This window comes from Microbacterium croceum (assembly GCF_023091245.1).
Lineage (GTDB): Bacteria > Actinomycetota > Actinomycetes > Actinomycetales > Microbacteriaceae > Microbacterium > Microbacterium croceum.
In genome coordinates this window covers 573,270-591,629 of the sequence record NZ_JAHWXN010000001.1, presented here as the reverse complement: position 1 = coordinate 591,629, position 18,360 = coordinate 573,270, and the positions used below count along the sequence as shown (strand labels likewise).

At 67.5% G+C, this 18,360-nt stretch carries 15 protein-coding genes and 2 tRNA genes; 4 read left to right on the top strand and 13 right to left on the bottom strand.

The window, feature by feature from the left end; genetic code table 11:
- Positions 1-78 precede the first annotated feature (78 nt).
- A complete protein-coding gene (locus KZC51_RS02745) occupies positions 79-1,083 on the bottom strand; it encodes a saccharopine dehydrogenase family protein (protein ID WP_247628487.1) in 1,005 nt (334 codons plus the stop codon).
- 35 nt (positions 1,084-1,118) lie between these two features.
- Between KZC51_RS02745 and KZC51_RS02740 the strand changes: the two genes are divergently transcribed.
- The gene (locus tag KZC51_RS02740) at positions 1,119-1,697 is read left to right on the top strand and encodes a helix-turn-helix domain-containing protein (RefSeq protein WP_247628486.1); all 579 of its coding nucleotides are present in this window, start codon (positions 1,119-1,121) and stop codon (positions 1,695-1,697) included.
- A gap of 69 nt (positions 1,698-1,766) precedes the next feature.
- On the opposite strand, the gene ilvD is transcribed toward KZC51_RS02740, so the two are convergent.
- The gene (gene ilvD, locus KZC51_RS02735; RefSeq protein WP_247628485.1) at positions 1,767-3,671 is read right to left on the bottom strand and encodes a dihydroxy-acid dehydratase; all 1,905 of its coding nucleotides are present in this window, start codon (positions 3,669-3,671) and stop codon (positions 1,767-1,769) included.
- Between the two features lie 77 nt (positions 3,672-3,748).
- Here ilvD and KZC51_RS02730 point away from each other — a divergent pair, with 77 nt between their 5' ends.
- Together KZC51_RS02730 and KZC51_RS02725 are read left to right on the top strand one after the other, a co-directional pair.
- Positions 3,749-4,576 (top strand): helix-turn-helix transcriptional regulator, encoded by an 828-nt coding sequence (locus KZC51_RS02730; protein WP_247628484.1) that lies wholly within the window; start codon positions 3,749-3,751, stop codon positions 4,574-4,576.
- 106 nt (positions 4,577-4,682) lie between these two features.
- Positions 4,683-4,994, top strand: coding sequence for a hypothetical protein (locus tag KZC51_RS02725; protein WP_247628483.1), 312 nt, complete (start codon positions 4,683-4,685; stop codon positions 4,992-4,994).
- A gap of 96 nt (positions 4,995-5,090) precedes the next feature.
- On the opposite strand, the gene KZC51_RS02720 is transcribed toward KZC51_RS02725, so the two are convergent.
- Entirely contained in the window at positions 5,091-6,515 is a 1,425-nt protein-coding gene (locus KZC51_RS02720) for an aminotransferase-like domain-containing protein (RefSeq protein ID WP_247628482.1), read from the bottom strand.
- An 84-nt stretch (positions 6,516-6,599) separates the two neighbouring features.
- On the opposite strand from KZC51_RS02720, the gene KZC51_RS02715 reads away from it, so the two are divergent.
- Positions 6,600-7,877 (top strand): benzoate/H(+) symporter BenE family transporter, encoded by a 1,278-nt coding sequence (locus tag KZC51_RS02715; RefSeq protein WP_247628481.1) that lies wholly within the window; start codon positions 6,600-6,602, stop codon positions 7,875-7,877.
- Between the two features lie 84 nt (positions 7,878-7,961).
- On the opposite strand, the gene KZC51_RS02710 is transcribed toward KZC51_RS02715, so the two are convergent.
- The 10 genes from KZC51_RS02710 to recF all read right to left on the bottom strand — a co-directional run bounded on the left by KZC51_RS02710 (position 7,962) and on the right by recF (position 18,331).
- A tRNA-Ala gene (locus KZC51_RS02710) sits at positions 7,962-8,034 on the bottom strand.
- Between the two features lie 26 nt (positions 8,035-8,060).
- A tRNA-Ile gene (locus KZC51_RS02705) sits at positions 8,061-8,134 on the bottom strand.
- An 86-nt stretch (positions 8,135-8,220) separates the two neighbouring features.
- Positions 8,221-9,147: a DUF4097 family beta strand repeat-containing protein gene (locus tag KZC51_RS02700; protein ID WP_247628480.1), complete on the bottom strand. Its 927-nt coding sequence runs from the start codon at positions 9,145-9,147 to the stop codon at positions 8,221-8,223.
- Positions 9,144-9,833, bottom strand: coding sequence for a LuxR C-terminal-related transcriptional regulator (locus KZC51_RS02695; protein WP_247628479.1), 690 nt, complete (start codon positions 9,831-9,833; stop codon positions 9,144-9,146). The genes KZC51_RS02700 and KZC51_RS02695 overlap by 4 nt, the downstream gene beginning before the upstream one ends.
- Positions 9,821-11,086 (bottom strand): sensor histidine kinase, encoded by a 1,266-nt coding sequence (locus tag KZC51_RS02690; protein ID WP_247628478.1) that lies wholly within the window; start codon positions 11,084-11,086, stop codon positions 9,821-9,823. Before KZC51_RS02690 ends, KZC51_RS02695 begins: the two co-directional genes overlap by 13 nt.
- 150 nt (positions 11,087-11,236) lie before the next feature.
- The gene (locus KZC51_RS02685) at positions 11,237-11,641 is read right to left on the bottom strand and encodes a DUF3566 domain-containing protein (RefSeq protein WP_247628477.1); all 405 of its coding nucleotides are present in this window, start codon (positions 11,639-11,641) and stop codon (positions 11,237-11,239) included.
- Positions 11,638-14,199, bottom strand: coding sequence for a DNA gyrase subunit A (gyrA, locus tag KZC51_RS02680; RefSeq protein WP_247628476.1), 2,562 nt, complete (start codon positions 14,197-14,199; stop codon positions 11,638-11,640). The genes KZC51_RS02685 and gyrA overlap by 4 nt, the downstream gene beginning before the upstream one ends.
- A gap of 173 nt (positions 14,200-14,372) precedes the next feature.
- Positions 14,373-16,487 (bottom strand): DNA topoisomerase (ATP-hydrolyzing) subunit B, encoded by a 2,115-nt coding sequence (gyrB, locus tag KZC51_RS02675; RefSeq protein WP_247628475.1) that lies wholly within the window; start codon positions 16,485-16,487, stop codon positions 14,373-14,375.
- A 118-nt stretch (positions 16,488-16,605) separates the two neighbouring features.
- Positions 16,606-17,115 (bottom strand): DciA family protein, encoded by a 510-nt coding sequence (locus tag KZC51_RS02670; protein WP_247628474.1) that lies wholly within the window; start codon positions 17,113-17,115, stop codon positions 16,606-16,608.
- A complete protein-coding gene (recF, locus tag KZC51_RS02665; RefSeq protein ID WP_247628473.1) occupies positions 17,108-18,331 on the bottom strand; it encodes a DNA replication/repair protein RecF in 1,224 nt (407 codons plus the stop codon). The genes KZC51_RS02670 and recF overlap by 8 nt, the downstream gene beginning before the upstream one ends.
- Between the last annotated feature and the right edge of the window lie 29 nt (positions 18,332-18,360).

Below are 18,360 nucleotides of genomic sequence, written 5' to 3'. Positions count from 1 at the left end.
CGGTCGACTCGAACTCTCCCGCGTGAGGAGTCAGAACACGCCGTGGAAAGGAGCTCTGGCGCGGCGTGTCTTGACCCCTCACGCCAGTACAGCCTCGACCTCGTCGGCCGAGACCAGGTCGGCCATCGTGGCCGTGCCGCGCGTGGAGCCGGCGATGCGGACGGCGGCGAGGGCGGTGAGCCGGCCGGTCGCCTCGGACTGACCCGAGCCGGCAGCCTGTCGACGCTCGCCCGTGCGACGATTGCGAGCGACCACATGCCAGTCTTCGCCGCCGACATGCGGGGCGATCGAGAGCACCCCGCGCAGGGCGGGCAGGCGTCCGACCAGATCGAGGGATGCCGTCATCGCCGCCGAGCCCAGTGTGAGGTACGAGCGGATGACGGGCGACCCGGTCGGTGCCAGCAGGATGTGGTCGGGGAAGTCCGCCCGCAGATAGCGCCTGGTGCGACCGTCCGGACCCTCGGCACGCACGCTCGTGCGGAAGTTGCGCACCTTCCCGGCGTCCGGCGGCAGGTGGATGTCGGTGCCGACGAGGCCCGCCGTCCAGGCGACAGCGGCGGGCCCGTGCTTCTCCCCGCTGCCGAGCATCACGAGCACGTCGATCTGGTCGCGCGGACGCGTGTCGAGCGCAGCGGCGAGCACCGTCGTCAGTCCGGGGGCGAGCCCGGCACCGAGCACCACGAGTCCGCGCGCGGCATCCCGGAGCGCGGCGAGATAGCTCCCGGTTGCCGAGATGTCGACCAGGGGTGTGCGCGCTGTCGCGGTCGCGAGCTCAGGACGCTCGATGCCGGAGGCGTTGATCACCACGTCATGCTCGCCAGCGAGAGCGGCCAGAGGCGCGAGGTCTCCGCGCAGGTCGATACGCACCCCGCCCGCCTCAGCGCGACTGGCCGCAGTCACGGTGTGATCGGCTCGCTCGAGCTCGCGCCGGATCACGGTGCCGACCGCGCCGCGGGCGCCCAGCAGCAGCGCCCTCATCGGGTGCTCGCAGAGGAGGAACGTCGTACGGTCATGATGCAGCTCCTTCCCGCCCCGCGTGCGTCGCGAGCGGACTCCATCGTCGAACCACGGAGCCGTCGACATCCAGCTCGTTTGCGGATTCTGCAAAGATGGCGAGCATGGATGCCGATACCGCCGCCGTGCTGGAAGCGATCGGCCCCCGGCTGCGACGGCTGCGCTCGGCACGACAGCTGACCCTGGCCGAGGTCGCAGCGCTCTCCGGCCTCTCGGTGAGCGCGCTGTCGCGGATCGAGACCGGACACCGGCAGCCGACGCTGGACGCGCTGATCCCCCTCGCCCGCGCCTTCGCCGTCTCACTGGACCGGATCATCGGGGCACCCGAGACCGGGGATCCACGGGTGAACCTCGAACCGCAGCGACTCGGCACGGGCGGAGTCGCCGTGCCGCTGACCCAGCACCCCGGCCGTGTGCAGGCGTTCAAGCACGTGCTGGGGCCACGGGAGCCCGTCTTGGCGAGCCACCGGGGTCATGCCTGGATCCACGTGCTCGCCGGACACCTGCGGCTGGTCATCGGACGCGAGGAGCACCTGCTCGAACCGGGGGAGCAGGTCGAGTTCGACTCCTCACTCCCGCACTGGTTCGGGCCGGCCGATCAGCTGGCGGTCGAGATCCTGCACCTCTTCGTCCCGGACGGCGAGCGCCCGGTCACCCGCACGCTTCCAACCTCACCCACGTGAGGGGTCACAACACGCCGTGCGCCCGCGCGTACTCGCGGCGTGTTGCGACCCCTCAGCGAGCAGGGTCGGTCAGACGAGAGCGGCAGCGCTCTGCAGCTCCTGCGCCCGCAGGGCGCGCTCGACCTTCTCGACGTCGCGCACGGCACCGCGGTCGGCCGAGGTCGCCATCGCCGCATACGCCCGCAGCGCCAGCGACACCGGCCGGGCACGGTCGACGGGCTGATAGCCGGTGCCCTCGAGCAGGCGGGCACGGCGCTCCTCGAGCTCGGCCTCGCTGACCTGCAGCGACATGGAGCGCGAAGGGATGTCGATGTCGATGATGTCGCCGTCCTGCACCAGGGCGATCACGCCGCCGGCGGCCGCTTCGGGGGAGACATGGCCGATCGACAGCCCCGACGTGCCGCCAGAGAAGCGGCCGTCCGTGATGAGGGCGCACACCTTGCCGAGCCCACGACCCTTGAGGAACGAGGTCGGGTGCAGCATCTCCTGCATACCGGGGCCGCCCTGGGGGCCTTCGTAGCGGATGACGACCACGTCGCCCGGCTGCACCTTCTTGCCGAGGATCTTCGCCACCGCCTCCTCCTGCGACTCGCACACCACGGCGGGACCGGAGAACACCAGGATCGAGGGGTCGACGCCGGCGGTCTTCACCACGGCGCCGTCGACAGCGAGGTTGCCGCGGAGCACGGCGAGACCGCCGTCGACCGAGTAGGCATGCTCGACATCGCGGATGCAGCCGGTCGCGGCATCCTCATCCAGGGCCGCCCAGCGCTCGGACTGCGAGAACGCGCTCGACGAGCGCACCCCGCCGGGGGCCGCATACCAGAGGTCCATCGCGGCATCCGTCGCCTTGCCCCCGCGGATGTCCCAGTCGTCCAGCCAGGCAGCGAACGAGGGGGAGTGGATGGTGCTGACGTTCTCGTCGAGCAGGTTGCCGCGGCGCAGCTCGCCGAGGACTGCGGGGATGCCGCCGGCGCGATGCACATCCTCCATGTAGTACATACGGCCCGAGGCCGGGTTCGGCGCGATCTTCGCGAGGCAGGGCACGCGGCGCGAGACCGCGTCGATCTCGTCGAGACCGAAGCTGATGCCGGCCTCGTGGGCCGCGGCGAGCAGGTGCAGGATCGTGTTGGTCGATCCGCCCATCGCGATGTCGAGCGCCATGGCGTTCTCGAACGCCGCGAAGCTCGCGACCTCACGTGGCAGCACCGAGGCGTCGTCGTCCTCGTAGAAGCGGCGGGTGATCTCGACCGCGACCTCACCGGCCTTCTCGTACAGCGCGCGGCGGGCGGTGTGGGTGGCGAGCACCGAGCCGTTGCCCGGCAGGGCGAGGCCGAGCGCCTCCACGAGGCAGTTCATCGAGTTCGCGGTGAACATGCCGGAGCACGAGCCGCAGGTCGGGCAGGCGTTCTCCTCGATGCGCTTCATGTCGGCATCCGAGACGGTGTCGTTCGCGGCTTCGGAGATGGCGTCGACCAGGTCGAGCGTGCGCACGGAGCCGTCGACCAGAGTCGCGCGACCAGCCTCCATCGGGCCGCCCGAGACGAAGACGGTCGGGATGTTCAGGCGCAGCGCGGCCATGAGCATGCCGGGGGTGATCTTGTCGCAGTTCGAGATGCAGACCAGCGCGTCGGCCTGGTGCGCATTGACCATGTACTCGACGGAGTCGGCGATCAGGTCGCGCGAGGGGAGCGAGTACAGCATCCCGCCGTGGCCCATCGCGATGCCGTCGTCGACCGCGATCGTGTTGAACTCACGCGGGATGCCGCCCGCGGCGGAGATCGCGTCGGAGACGATGCGCCCGACGGGCTGCAGGTGGGTGTGACCGGGGACGAACTCGGTGAAGCTGTTCGCGACGGCGATCATCGGCTTGCCGAAGTCGGCGGGGTTGACGCCGGCAGCGCGGAACAGGGCACGGGCTCCTGCGGCGTTGCGGCCGTGCGTGACGGTACGGGAGCGAAGAGGGGTGGGCATTCTTCCACCCTGGCGCCTGCCCGCACTCGAAGGAAGACGGCGCTGACACTAGTAGTGAGAGCACTAGGTTTGTATCCATGGCGAGCGACGAGCAACAGCGGAGGGAACTCGGCGCCTTCCTGCGCGCCCGCCGCGAGCACCTCGATCGCGCCGCCTTCGGGCTCCCTCCCGCCGGACGCGGCCGCACGGTCGGCCTGCGCCGCGAGGAGATCTCCTACCTCTCCGGCGTCAGCGTCACCTGGTACACCTGGCTCGAACAGGGACGCGACATCAACCCCTCCCGCCAGGTGCTGGATGCCGTCGCCACCACACTGCACCTCACGGTCACGGAACACGACTACGTGCTGACGCTCGCCGGTTTCGCCCCCGCACGCCCGGGCGGAGGAGCGGCCGTCGAGACCGCGCCCGCCCACGTGCAGCGGTTCCTCGACGCGCTCGATGAGCATCCGGCGTACGCTCTCGCGCCCGACTGGGGCGTCGCCGGGTGGAATGCGGCCTACGAGGCTCTGTACCCCAACGTGGCGCAGACCCCGCCCGAACAGCGCAACCTGCTGTGGCTGATCTTCACCGATCCGTATGTGCGCTCGCTGCTCGACGACTGGGATGTCACGAGTCGCCGCTTCCTGGCCGAGTTCCGCGCCGAGGCCGGCCCCCGCCTGGGAGACCCCCGCTACCGCGACCTCGTCTCGCGCCTGGTGGAGGCGAGCCCGGAGTTCCGGGAGCGCTGGGAGAGCCACGACATCCGCGGATTCCAGTCCCGCGAGCGGGTGTTCCAGCATCCGGAGCTCGGACGACTGGTCTTCGAGCACCACCAGCTGCGCCCCTCGGACCAGACCGAGATCCAGCTCGTCGTCTACGTCGCGGATGCCGATACCAAGGAGCGGTTCGCCGCCGCGAGAACGTAGGCTCCTCCCTCGACGCCGTACACCTGGCTCGCGGCCAGGTGCTCCCAGCCGTTCAGGCCCCGACCGCGTCTCGCGTCGAGCCGGTGCGGTTGATACCGTCGAGCGCATGAACGTCTTCGGCATCGCGACCGCTCTCGCCGGAGTGGTCCTGTTCCTTGCAGCTCTTCTGGCCACCCTGCGCGCGAACCGCGACGTCCGGATTCCGTATGGGACGCGGCCCGCGACACAACCCCACGGTTCGGTGGCCATGCGCGCGCTCGGTGCCGGTCTGACCGTCCTGGGCGCCGTATTGGTCGGCCAGACCTCCGTATGGTGGGCGCTCGCGATCGTGGTGGCGGGTCCGGGCGTCGCGCTGGTCGCGATCGCGGTGCACAACGCCCGAATCCGTCGGCTGCCGCGCTCATCTTCGGCAGGATGACTCGGCGACTCTCGCCTCTTCCACGCCCCTCGGAGTTGTTAACAGAGTTGTTAACACCTGTGGAGGGAGTCGAGTCACCCGGAGTCGCCGCCTCGTCTAGACCACGTCGTCCACCACGTCGAGCCCCCGCCCGGATGGATCCTCGGGGATCAACTCGGCGAGTCTCCTGACGCCCTCCACGATCTGCGGTGGGGTGGCGGCGCCGTAGGACAGCCGGAGGAACGGCGCGGGCGGCTCGTTCACGAAGAAGTGCCGCCCATCGCCGACCAGCACTCCGGCGGCGTAGGCCGCGGTTGTGATCTCCCGCGTGTCCGCGCCCTGCGGCAACCGCACCCAGAGATGGATGCCACCGCGGGGGATCGCCTGGATGCGACCGGCAGGCATGGCGGTGTTGATTGCCGAGACCACCGCATCACGCCGGGCGGCGAGTTCGACACCCAGACGCTTGAGGTGCCGCGGCCAGACACTCGAGGAGAGAAGACTCTGTGCGATCTCCTGCACGAGGGGGGCGACGCAGAGGTCGTCAGCGGTGCGGGATGCGCGCAGCCGTGCTCCCGCCGGACCACGTGCGATGACCGCTCCGATCCTGAGTCCTGGTGATGCTGGTTTGGACAGGGTGAGCACCGTCACGACGTGCCCGTGAGGATCCTCGGTGATGAGGGGGGACGGCGTCGGCCCATCGATGTTGAGGTGTCGAGCCCAGTCATCCTCGATGACGAAGGCGCCGTGTCGGGCTGCGAGCTCGAGTATCAGCGCGCGGCGCTCACGACTGAGGACCGTCCCGGTAGGGTTCGCGAAGCTCGGCTGGAGGTAGATGATCCGCGCGCGAGTGCGTTCGAGCTCGTCCGCAAGGCGGTCCACCAGGATTCCATCGGCGTCGGCGGGTACCGACGCCAAGGTGAGTCCGGCGCTCTGTGCGGCGAGGATCGCGCCGGGGTAGCTCGGGCTCTCGGTGATCACCGTGGATCCTGGTTCGGCGAGAGTACGCATCGCGAAGACGAGACCTTGTTGCCCACCGGAGACGACGAGCACATCGTTCGGATCGACTCGATACTCGGCGGCGAGGATCCGTCGGAGTTCAGGGGATCCGGCAGGCGGGGTCATCGCCCACGCGCGATCGCCCTTGGCCGCGCGAGCGCTGATGCGTCGGAGCTCGTCGTTGGGCAGGAGTTCGGGTGCGAGGTAGCCCCACGAGAGCGGAATGTGCTCGGGGGTGCCGTATCCGCCCAGGCGAGATGCGCGGTCGGCATCGACGCGGACAGGTCCGAGAGCCTGCGACTGCCACGAGAAGTCCGGCGCCGCCAGATGTTGGCGCTGAGCCACGAAAGTCCCTCGGCCAGGCTCGGCACGCACATGACCCAGCGCACTCAATCGGGAGAGCGCCGCAGATATGGTCGCCGCGCTGGCCTGGAACTCCCTGGAGAGCTCCCGGACGCCGGGCAGCTTCTCACCCGAAGGCGCGTCGGCGATCCTCCGCTGCAGGGCGGAGGCAATCTCGGCCGCTCTGTTATCGTTGGACATGAGTCCAGTAGATAACGTTTCTCCATTATGTTCAAGTCTGTTACCGATCCGCCCTCGGCGTCGCGCTGACTCGGCGGTTCGGGCATGACCGGGCGATCTCTGCGGCGTGACATGTCGCTGTCCGCGATCGTGGCAGGGTTCCTGTCGGCTCTGATCAATTTCGCCGGACCGTTCCTCGTCGTGCTCGAAGCCACTCGGGCCGCAGGTCTCGATGAGGCGCAGACCGCGTCGTGGGTGTGGGCGCTCTCGATCGGCAACGGTGCATGCAGCATCGCGCTGAGCCTCTTCACCCGCATCCCGGTGATCGTGGCCTGGTCCACTCCCGGCGCCGCGCTGCTGATCGCGTCGCTCGGCGGCTTCTCGTTCGCAGAGGCGGTGGGGGCCTTCCTCGTCGCCTCGGTCGCCGCCGCGATCGTCGGGTACACGGGGTTGTTCGGGTGGCTGCTCTCCAGAATCCCCGGGCCGATACTGCAGGCACTGCTCGCGGGCATCCTGCTCCCGTTCATCGTGAAGGCGGCCGGCGCGTTCGCGAGCGCACCGGTGATCGCGGCGAGCATCGTCGTCACGTTCTTCGTGGGCAAGCGATTCTTCGATCGCTTCGCCGTTCTCGCGGCCTTGGTGGTCGGCCTGATGACGACCTGGGCTACAGGTTCCCTCCATGAGATGACTCCTGCGCTCACTCTGAGCGGACCTCTGTTCACGATGCCGATACTCACCCCCTCCGCCATCGTGAGCATCGCACTGCCGCTGTTCATCGTCACGATGGCTGCGCAGAACGCACCCGGACTCGCGCTGCTGCGCTCGCAGGGATACCGCCCGGACGACCGGCTCCTGGTGGGGACCATCTCCGCAGTCTCCGCAATCCTCGCGCCGTTCGGCGCGCACGGCATCAACCTCGGTGCGATCACCGCAGCGATAGCGGTCGGGCCCGAGTCGCATCCGGACCACGCGAAGCGCTACATCGCAGGGCTTTCGGGAGGAGTCACCTATCTGCTCGTCGGCTCGTTCGGAGGCATCCTCGTCGCGGGGTTCCAGGCGATCCCGACCGAGACCGTCTCCGTCATCGCCGCCGTCGCCCTGCTGGGCTCCGCGCTCACCGCCCTCACCGGTGCGATGAGCGGCGACACGCGCACCGGACTCGCCGCCATCACGACTCTGGCGGTCACGATGTCGGGCGTCGTCCTGTTCAGTGTCGGCGCTGCGTTCTGGGGCTTGCTCGCCGGTACAGTCGTCTATCTCGCCCTTGCTGCGCGCGGGCAGAGCGCACTGCACCCGGACGGGCGACAAGACCCCGCCACGGCAGCCGTCGACAGCCGCGAGGTGCGCGAGCGGCGAATGCAGCGAGGGCGCAGGAAGGGCTGAGCGGCCGACGCATCCGTCCGGCAGCAACAACACGAAAGCCCTGGTCAACGACCAGAGCTTTCGTCATACTGTCTCAACACAGTGTGGAGCCTAGGAGATTCGAACTCCTGACATCCTGCTTGCAAAGCAGGCGCTCTACCAACTGAGCTAAGGCCCCGTGAGGGAAATATTGAATTGAGAGTGTGGGGCTACCAGGACTTGAACCTGGGACCTCTTCATTATCAGTGAAGCGCTCTAACCACCTGAGCTATAGCCCCGTCAACCTCCGAAACTTTACCGGAGTTTCGCGGAAAATCCGAATCGAGGGAGAGGACCCGTACGGAGGCCCCTCCCTCGAAGGAGATCAACGGCCCGGACGGATGGTCGCCCTGCCCGCTTCGAGCGTGACATCGATGGTGCGGCGGGCGTTGGACGACTGCTGCACCTTCGCATCGAGCGAGCCTGCGCTCACATCCTGGGTGAGGTCGTACTCGACGTCAGGCACGGTCAGATCCACCGACCCCGCGCTCACATCGACCGCGGTCCGTCTCGGCGCTGTGCCCGTGAGCTCCACGGTGAGGTCGCCGGCGGAGACACCCAGATCGGCCTCGTCCACGCCGTCGAGCAGCACATCGGCTCGCCCCGCGCTCATCTGGACGTCGAATCCGGTCGCAGTGCCCCGCACGTCGAGGGCTCCGGCGTTCACGTCGATGTCGAGCGCCCCGAACTCCCCGACCACGTCGAGGCTTCCGGCGTTGAGGGTGAGGTCCGCGTCGAGCTCCTCTCCCTGCAGGCTCTCCGGCAGCGTCAGCACGGCCACCTCCTCGTCTCCGAACCAGCTCCCGAACCACCAGCCCCACACGCCCTGCGGACTGCGCACGACCAGCTCGTCTCCGTCCCGCTCGAAGGTCCACGCCGCGCCGCGTCCGTTCGTGATCGCGAGCCGCGCCTCGTCGACGTTGCCGTACTCGACGCGCATGCTGCTGGCATCCGCGCTGACGTCGATACCCGTGAGTCCCTCGGTCGACACGGTCTGGACGGAGTCGGGAGTGCTCGACGACATGATGCTTCCGGCAGCGGCGGCCGCGGCGGCACCACCGGAGCCCAGGATCGCGATGCCGCCGACGATGGCCGTGACGATCATCACCGCTTTCGAGCCGGCAGAGCGCCCCGTTGCGGGTGGCGCCGCCATCTCCGGCGAGGGGGCCTGCGGAGCGGGCTGCGTGCCGGAGGCCGGCGGGGGAGTGAGCGGGGTGTGCCCGCCCGAGAAGTCGTTCTGTTCGGTGGTCATCGTGCCACTCCTGTCTGGCCGGTCGGAGGCGTCGGGCCTCCGGTGTTCTCGATGTGTGCAAGAGCGGCGAGCACGCGGCGGTTTCCCGACTCGTCCTGCTCGAAGCCCAGCTTCTGGAAGATGGCGGTGATGTTCTTCTCGACACTCGCCTCCGAGAGGAACAGCAGCGCGGCGATCGCCTGATTCGACTTGCCCTCGGCGATCAGCGCGAGCACGGTGCGCTCCCGCTCCGTGAGCCGGAGCATCCGATCGTCGCGGTTGCGGCGGGTCAGCAGCTGCGCGACCACCTCGGGGTCGAGCACGGTGGCTCCCTCCGCGATGCGCTGCACCGAGGCGAGGAACTCCGAGACGTCGGCGACCCTGTCCTTGAGTAGGTAGCCGAGCGGCCCGCCCTGCGCGGCGATCAGATCCGACGCGTAGCGCTCCTCGACGTACTGCGAGAGCACCAGGATCGCCAGCGACGGGTGGGTGGACCGCAATCCGAGTGCTGCGCGGATGCCCTCGTCCGTGAAGGTCGGGGGAAGCCGCACATCGAGGATGCAGAGCTCCGGGTCGCTGCCGGCGACTGCGTCGGCCAGACCGGCGGTGTCGGGGAGAGCCGCGACGACGACATGACCGGCGTCTTCGAGGAGGCGGACGAGACCTTCGCGCAGCAGGACGGAGTCCTCGCAGATCAGGATGCGCATGGCACGTTCACCTCCAGGCTGGTCGGACCGCCCTGAGGGCTGTCGAGTCGGAAGGTGCCGCCTGCCGCGAGCACCCGGTTGGCGATGCCGTCGAGTCCGCCGCCGGGCTGCAGCTGCGCGCCGCCCATGCCGTTGTCCTCGACGCGTGCCCAGAGGGTGTTCCCTTCGCGGATGCGCACGGTGACACGAGCCTCACTCGCTCGCGAGTGCTTCGCCGCATTGGTGAGGGACTCCGCGATGGAGAAGTACACGGCGGCCTCGGCCTCGCGACTGCACCGCCCGTCCATCCGCACATCGAGACTGACGGGGATGTGCGAGCGGCCGGCGAGTGCCGACAACGCCGCGTCCAGTCCGCGATCGTCGAGGACCGAGGCATGGATGCCGCGGGCGAGCTGCCGCAGCTCGGTGATCGCAGCCTTGGTGGAGGTGTGCGCCTCGGCGATCAACTCCTTGGCGGTGTCCGGGTCGTTGTCGATCTTCTGCTGTGCCAGCCCGAGCGTCATGCCGACCGACACCAGACGCGGCTGCACGCCGTCGTGCAGATCCCGCTCGATCCGGGTGCGCTCGAGATCAGCCGCGCGGACCGCACCTTCACGCTGCGCGGTGGATGTGCGCACCTTCTCGGTGAGCTCGGTCTCGCGGCTGCGGATCACGATCGCCAGCGCCAGCGTCCGGTGCAGCAACGCGAGTCCGATCATGCCGACGACGGAGACCGCGATGCCGAGGATGCCGATCAGCGGGGCCAGGTCGACGGGGATCCCGCCGCCGAAAGCGCCGAGCACGGTGTCCGTCGATGTGATCGGCGCGAAGATGAGGAACACCGACCACACCACAGCCCAGAACAGCCGGAGCACGATGAGGCCGAGGATCGCGGCGATAGCGAGGTTGGCGACCGCGCGCCACATGCGTCCGTCGATGGCCTGTCGTCCGAGCGAGCGCAGCCAGCCGCCGAAGCCGGGGCGATCGCGACGGCGCAGAGCGAGCGGTGCGATCGGGGTGCGGTAGAGCTCACCGACGCGGGCTACCTCGAACCAGCCGACGCCGAACAGCGCGTAGACCAGACCCACCAGGAGGACAGCACCGACGCCGGCGGCGAAGAGCAGTCCGAGGCCGGTGCCGAGGAGCCCACCGAGAGCGCTGAAGATCATGCCGCCGATCACCCCGACACCTGCCAGATGCAGGATGGTCGTGAAGATGCACAGCGGCGGTTTCGCGGCCGTCACCGGCGGCGCGGTCGCAGTCTGAGTGGTCATGCTTCCAAGGTACGGGCGCCCCGTGCGCGCCGACACCGAGTCAACCGGACTCCTGCGTTCGGGTTTTCCCTACCCCGCCGGGAACGACGAAGGGCGGATGCCGCAGCATCCGCCCTTCGTCGATACGGGGTCGTCGATCCTGTCGAAGGATCAGTTCGACATGAAGCCGACGAGGAGTCCGCCGGTCACCTTCACGGCGAGGTTGTAGATTCCCGCGATCACGGCACCGAGCACCGTGAACACGATCAGGTTCAGGATCGCGACGACCGCGGCGAAGGCCATGACCTGCGGCAGTCCCACGAGCGTCGACAGCGCGATCGCACCATCCGAGAACTTGTTGATGAATTCATCGGCTGTCGCCATGATGCCGGTCGCCTGGAGCACCAGGAAGATCAGGAAGAACGACACCATCGTGACGACTGCGAGCGCCACCGCTCCGAGGAACGAGAGCTTCACTGCCGACCAGAAGTCGACGTAGACCAGACGCAGGCGGACCTGCTTCCCGCTGGTCTTGCGCGTGGACTTCTTCGCCAGCTTGTCGGCTACTGTGCTCATGCGTCGGTACTTTCCTCAGGGTTCTGTGTCGTCTCGGGGGCTTCGGATTCCCCCTCCGCCTCCGTGGCGTCCTCGTCGTTCGCGAGGCCCCGCTCACTGTTGCGGGCGATGGCGAGGATACGGTCGGCTTCCGTCGTCCGTGCGAACACCACTCCCATGGTGTCTCGGCCCTTGGCAGGCACCTCGGCCACGGCAGAGCGTACCACCTTGCCGCTGGACAGAACCACCAAGACCTCGTCGTCCTCAGCGACGATCAGACCGCCCGCGAGAGTGCCCCGATCATCGTTGAGCTTGGCGACCTTGATGCCCGTTCCGCCTCGTCCCTGCACGCGGTACTCCTCGACCGCGGTGCGCTTCGCGTAGCCTCCGTCGGTGACGACGAACACGAACTTTCCGAGTGCGGCGACCGATGCCGACAGCAGGCAGTCCCCGTCGATCTTGAACTTCATGCCCCGCACACCGGCGGTCGCGCGACCCATCGGCCGCAGTGCCTCATCGGTGGCTTCGAACCGCACCGACATGCCTCGACGGCTGATGAGGAGGATGTCATCCTCCTTGTTCACCATGAGCGCGCTGACCAGCTCGTCCTCGTCGTTCAGACGGATGGCGATGACGCCGCCCTGACGGTTGGTGTCGTACGCGTCGAGACGGGTCTTCTTGACCAGGCCCTCTCGCGTCGCCAGCACCAGATACTCGGCGACCTGGTAGTCACGGATGTCGAGCACCTGCGCGATGTTCTCGTCCGGCTGCAGCGCGAGCAGGTTGGCGACGTGCGTGCCCTTCGCGTCGCGGCCGGCCTCAGGCACCTCGTAGGTCTTCGCCCGGTAGACACGGCCCTTGTCGGTGAAGAACAGCAGCCAGTGATGCGTCGTCGTCACGAAGAAGTGCTCGACGATGTCATCCGCACGCAGCTGCGCGCCCTTGACCCCCTTGCCGCCACGGTGCTGGGAGCGGTAGTTGTCGCTGCGCGTGCGCTTGATGTAGCCCTCGCGCGTGACGGTGACGACCATCTCCTCTTCGGCGATGAGGTCTTCCATCGAGACGTCGCCGTCGAAGCCGTGCAGGATGTGAGTGCGACGATCGTCGCCGAAGCGGTCCACGATCGCCGTGAGCTCTTCGCGGATGATGGTGCGCTGACGCGACTCGTCGGCGAGGATCGCCTTGAAGTCCGCGATCTGACTCTCCAGTTCGCTCGCCTCGTCGAGGATCTTCTGACGCTCGAGGGCAGCGAGGCGACGCAGTTGCATGCCGAGGATGGCATCTGCCTGATCGTCGTCGATGTCGAGCAGGGCTTTCAGACCCGAGCGGGCGTCATCGACCGTGGGGGAGCGGCGGATGAGAGCGATGACCTCGTCGAGGGCGTCGAGCGCCTTCAGGTACGCCCGCAGGATGTGCATCCGGGCCTCGGCCTTGCGCAGCCGGAAGCCGGTGCGGCGCACGATCACTTCGATCTGGTGCGAGATCCAGTGCGAGATGAAGCCGTCGATCGCGAGCGTACGCGGAACGCCGTCGACGATCGCGAGCATGTTCGCGCCGAAGTTCTCCTGCAGCTGCGTGTGCTTGTACAGGTTGTTGAGCACGACCTTCGCGACGGCGTCGCGCTTGAGCACGACGACCAGACGCTGACCGGTACGGTCGGAGGACTCGTCGCGGATGTCGGCGATGCCGGTGATCTTGCCGTCGCGGGCCAGATCGCCGATCTTCACGGCCACGTTGTCGGGGTTCACCTGGTACGGCAGCTCGGTGATCACGAGGCACGTACGGCCCTGGATCTCCTCGACGTTGACGACCGCGCGCATGGTGATCGACCCGCGACCGGTGCGATACGCCTCGTGGATGCCCTTGGTACCGAGGATCTGCGCACCGGTCGGGAAGTCCGGGCCCGGAATGCGCTGGATCAGACCGTCGAGAAGTTCTTCGCGCGTGATGCCGGCATTGTCGAGCGCCCACAGCGCCGCATCCGCGACCTCGCGCAGGTTGTGCGGCGGGATGTTGGTGGCCATGCCGACCGCGATACCGACCGAGCCGTTGACCAGCAGGTTCGGGAAGCGCGCCGGGAGCACCGTGGGCTCCTGGGTCTGACCGTCGTAGTTGTCCTGGAAGTCGACGGTCTCCTCTTCGATGTCGCGCACCATCTCGAGCGCGAGCGGAGCCATCTTGGTCTCGGTGTAACGCGGGGCAGCAGCACCCATGTTGCCGGGGGAGCCGAAGTTCCCCTGTCCGAGAGCGAGCGGGTAGCGCAGCGACCACGGCTGCACCAGGCGGACCAGGGCGTCGTAGATGGCCGAGTCACCATGCGGGTGGTACTGACCCATGACCTCGCCGACCACGCGAGCGCACTTCGAGAACGACTTGTCGGGGCGGAACCCGCCGTCGTACATGCCGTAGATCACGCGGCGGTGCACCGGCTTGAGTCCGTCACGGACGTCAGGCAGCGCACGGCCGACGATCACGGCCATCGCGTAGTCGAGGTAGCTGCGCTGCATCTCCGACTGCAGGTCGACCTGGTCGATCTTGCCGTGTTCGTGTACCGGCTCGGGGCGTTCTTCGTCAGTCATGTGTCTGTTTCGATTCTGTCTTGGCTACCGGACTCCGGGATGCCGCTTCGCTCGCAGAGCGGGGACCCTCCCGCTTCGCGGGCCCCTCCCGATGCTCGCTCCGCGGCATCCCTGCGTCCTCACGTCGTGCGTGGCGGCAGCCTCCGATTCGCGTGTGTGTATGTAGGTGGGGATCAGATGTCGAGGAAGCGGACATCCTTGGCATTGCGCTGGATGAAGCCTCGTCGGGATTCGACGTCCTCACCCATCAGCACGCTGAAGATCTCGTCCGCCGCCGCGGCATCCTCGATGGTGATCTGCTGGAGCGTACGAGTGGAGTGATCCATCGTGGTCTCCCACAGCTCCTTCGGGTTCATCTCACCGAGACCCTTGTAGCGCTGGATGCCGGCATCCTTCGGGATGCGCTTGCCGTTGTCGAGGCCGTGCTTGAGCAGGGCGTCGCGCTCGGCGTCGCTGAAGACGTACTCGTGTGCCGAGTTCGACCACTTCAGGCGGTACAGCGGCGGCATCGCGAGGTACACGAAGCCCGCCTCGATGAGTCCACGCATGTAGCGGAACAGCAGTGTGAGCAGCAGCGTCGTGATGTGCTGGCCATCGACGTCGGCATCGGCCATCAGCACGATCTTGTGGTAACGCGCCTTCTCGATGTCGAACTCTTCGCCGATGCCCGTGCCGAAGGCCTGGATCATCGCCTGGACTTCCTTGTTGCCCAGCGCCTTGTCGAGACGCGCACGCTCGACGTTGAGGATCTTGCCGCGCAGCGCCAGGATCGCCTGCGTGTGCGGGTCGCGTCCCTGCACGGCCGAACCGCCTGCGGAGTCACCCTCGACGAGGAAGATCTCGCTGATCGACGGGTCCTTGCTCGTGCAGTCCTTGAGCTTGTCCGGCATCGCCGCCGACTCGAACACGCTCTTGCGACGGGCGGTCTCGCGCGCCTTGCGGGCGGCGAGACGAGCGGTCGCGGCGTCGAGCGCCTTACGGATGATGTTCTTCGCCTGGGCGGGGTTGCGGTCGAACCAGTCGCCGAGCTGATCGCCCACGACCTTCTGCACGAACGCCTTGGCCTCGGTGTTTCCGAGCTTGGTCTTCGTCTGACCCTCGAACTGGGGCTCGCCCAGCTTGATGGAGATCACCGCGGTGAGTCCCTCGCGCACATCGTCGCCGGAGAGGTTGTCGTCCTTCTCCTTGAGGATGTTGTTGGCGCGGGCGTACTTGTTCACCAGAGTGGTGAGCGCCGCGCGGAAGCCTTCCTCGTGCGTTCCCCCCTCGTGCGTGTTGATGGTGTTCGCGTAGGTGAAGACGTTCTCGGTGTAGGAGGTCGTCCACTGCATCGCGACCTCGAGCGAGATCTTGCGCGCGGTGTCCTCGGACTCGAACGCGATGATCTCCTCGTTCACGACCTCGGCGTGACGCACCTTGTTCAGGTACTCGACGTAGTCGACCAGACCGCGCTCGTAGAAGAAGACGTCGCCCGGCTGCTTCGTGACGGTCTGTCCGTCGACCTCGATCTCGTAGGCCGACTGCGGGCGCTCGTCGCGCAGGTCGATGCGCAGCCCCTTGTTCAGGAACGCCATCTGCTGGAAGCGGGTGCGCAGGGTGTCGTAGTCGAACTCGATCGTCTCGGTGAAGATCTCGGCGTCCGGCCAGAACGTGATCGTCGTGCCGGTCTCCTCGGTCGCCTCACCCTTCTCGAGCTTCTGCTGCGGGGTGCCGCCATTGGCGAAGCTGTGCCGCCAGACGAAGCCCTTCTGCTTGACCTCCACATCGAAACGCGTCGACAGCGCGTTCACGACGGACGAACCCACACCGTGCAAGCCACCGGAGACGGCGTAGGCGCCACCGCCGAACTTTCCACCGGCGTGCAGGATCGTCAGCACGACCTCGACGGTCGATTTGGTCGGATCGGACGAGTGCGGGTCGACCGGGATGCCGCGACCGTTGTCGACCACGCGCACGCCGCCGTCGGCGAGCATCGTGACGACGATGGTGTCGGCGTAGCCGGCCAGCGCCTCGTCGACCGAGTTGTCGACGATCTCGTAGACCAGGTGGTGAAGACCTCGGGGACCTGTGGAACCGATGTACATACCGGGACGCTTGCGGACGGCCTCGAGGCCTTCCAGGATCTGGATGGAGTCCGCACCGTACTCGCCGGGCTGCTTGATCTTGGGGGAGATCGACGTGGAATGGGTCCCCTCGTCCGCCGGTGTCTGGGTCTGTGAGCCCATCGAAGGGTCCGGCGTTCCCTCGGTGTTGGATTCCGTCTCGTCAGCAGGGGATTCAGGCGTCATCAGAGGGCATTCTCCACATCGATATCACGAACTCCCATTCTAGCGGGGTTTTATCGTGGAATGCCGCTCAACGGCCGCGTGTGGCCCTCTGAGCCGTCGGGACCCTGCCGATGGTGTCCTACCCGTAGGTATCGCGTGGACCCCGCCCTGGGACGGCTCTGGGACCCCATTTCCAAGAGGGAACGTCCGGTCCGATGAAGCGGAGGTTCTCCACGCCGGCATCCGGATAGCGTCGTCCGATCTCGGTGACGATGGTCGCGCGCATGTACTGGAGGTTCTTCGCCCAGGCCGTCGAATCGCACTTCACCGTGAGCAGACCGCGCTCCAACGAGACCGGCTCCGAGTGCTTCGCGGTGTCGGCCCCCGCGAGGTCCGCCCACTGACGCACCAGGTCTTCGCGGGCGAGCGTGGTCTGCCACCCGGAGTCCCGGCTCAACTTGTCGAGCACGTCGCCGAGGGTTCCGGGGTCGCGACCGGGGGTGAACGGGGCGTTGTCATCATCATCACGGATGCGGCGCTTGCGCTTCCACGAGTTCGGGCTCGGCTTGAGACCACGCAACCGCAGGTAGGTGGAGACGGTCTCGGGGGCTTCGGATGCCGCGGCGGCATCCACGGTGATGTCACTCATCCGTCGCCTCCTGATCCGTGACGTTCGCTGTCGCCGCGCCGGTCGACACACTGCGGTCGTCGCTGATGGTCCCTGCGCTGATGCGCACCACGTGAGCGTGCAGCACCTCGGGGATATCCTCCTCCACGGCCGCCGTGACCACCACCTGCTCATAGCCGGCGGTGAGGTCGGCCAATCGCTGGCGACGGTTGGCGTCGAGCTCGGCGAACACGTCATCGAGGATCAGCACCGGATCGCCCGCGGGCGACTCGCTGCGCAGCAGCTCCGCCGATGCGAGGCGCAGTGCGAGAGCGACTGACCAGGATTCGCCGTGTGAGGCATAGCCCTTCACGGGAAGAGAACGCACACGCAGAACCAGATCGTCGCGATGGGGACCCGTGAGCGTCAGGCCACGCTCGAGTTCGCTCGAGCGCTTGGCCAGGAGCGACGCGCGGAACATCTCGGCGATATCGCCGGAGGTCTCGATCACGGCATCGCCCTGGGCATCGACGCGCCCTGTCTCTTCTTCGGGGTCTGCACCGCGCACCGACAGCGCCCATTCGAGCTGCGGCTGATGATCCGCGCCGGCGATCGCCGCGTAGGCATCGGCCACCGGCTTCTGCAGATCTGCCGCCAGCCGCTGACGAGCCACGATGATCTCCGAGCCGAGCGCGACCAACTTGTCGTCCCACACGTCGAGGGTGCTCAGCGCCTCGCCCTTGATTCCGCGAGCCCTCGCCGACTTCAACAGCGCATTGCGCTGTTTGAGCACACGATCGTAATCGGCCAGAACCGCGGAGAGCCGGGGCGTGCGCTGGATGAGGAGCTGATCGACGAAGCGTCGACGCGACGACGGATCTCCGCGCACGATCTGCAGATCCTCCGGCGCGAACAGCACCACATGGGCATAACGGGGGAGCTCGTTGGTCTTCGACAGGGAGCCGTTGATGCGCGCCTTGTTCGACCCCTGACGATTCAGCTGCACCTCGACCAGCACTCGGCGCTCACCGTGTGAGAGACGGGCACGGATGATCGCGTACTCCTGGCCGTCGCGCACCATCGGGGCATCGGACGACACCCGATGCGAACCGAGCGTCGCAAGGAACACGACCGCCTCGGCCAGATTCGTCTTGCCCTGCCCGTTGAGGCCCACCAGCACGTTCGGTCCCGGGTGCAGCACGAGATCTGCGGTCGCGTAATTGCGGAAATCGACCAGACTCAGGTGCTCCACAATCACGGTTTCACCCTACCTTCGGCGTCTGACAC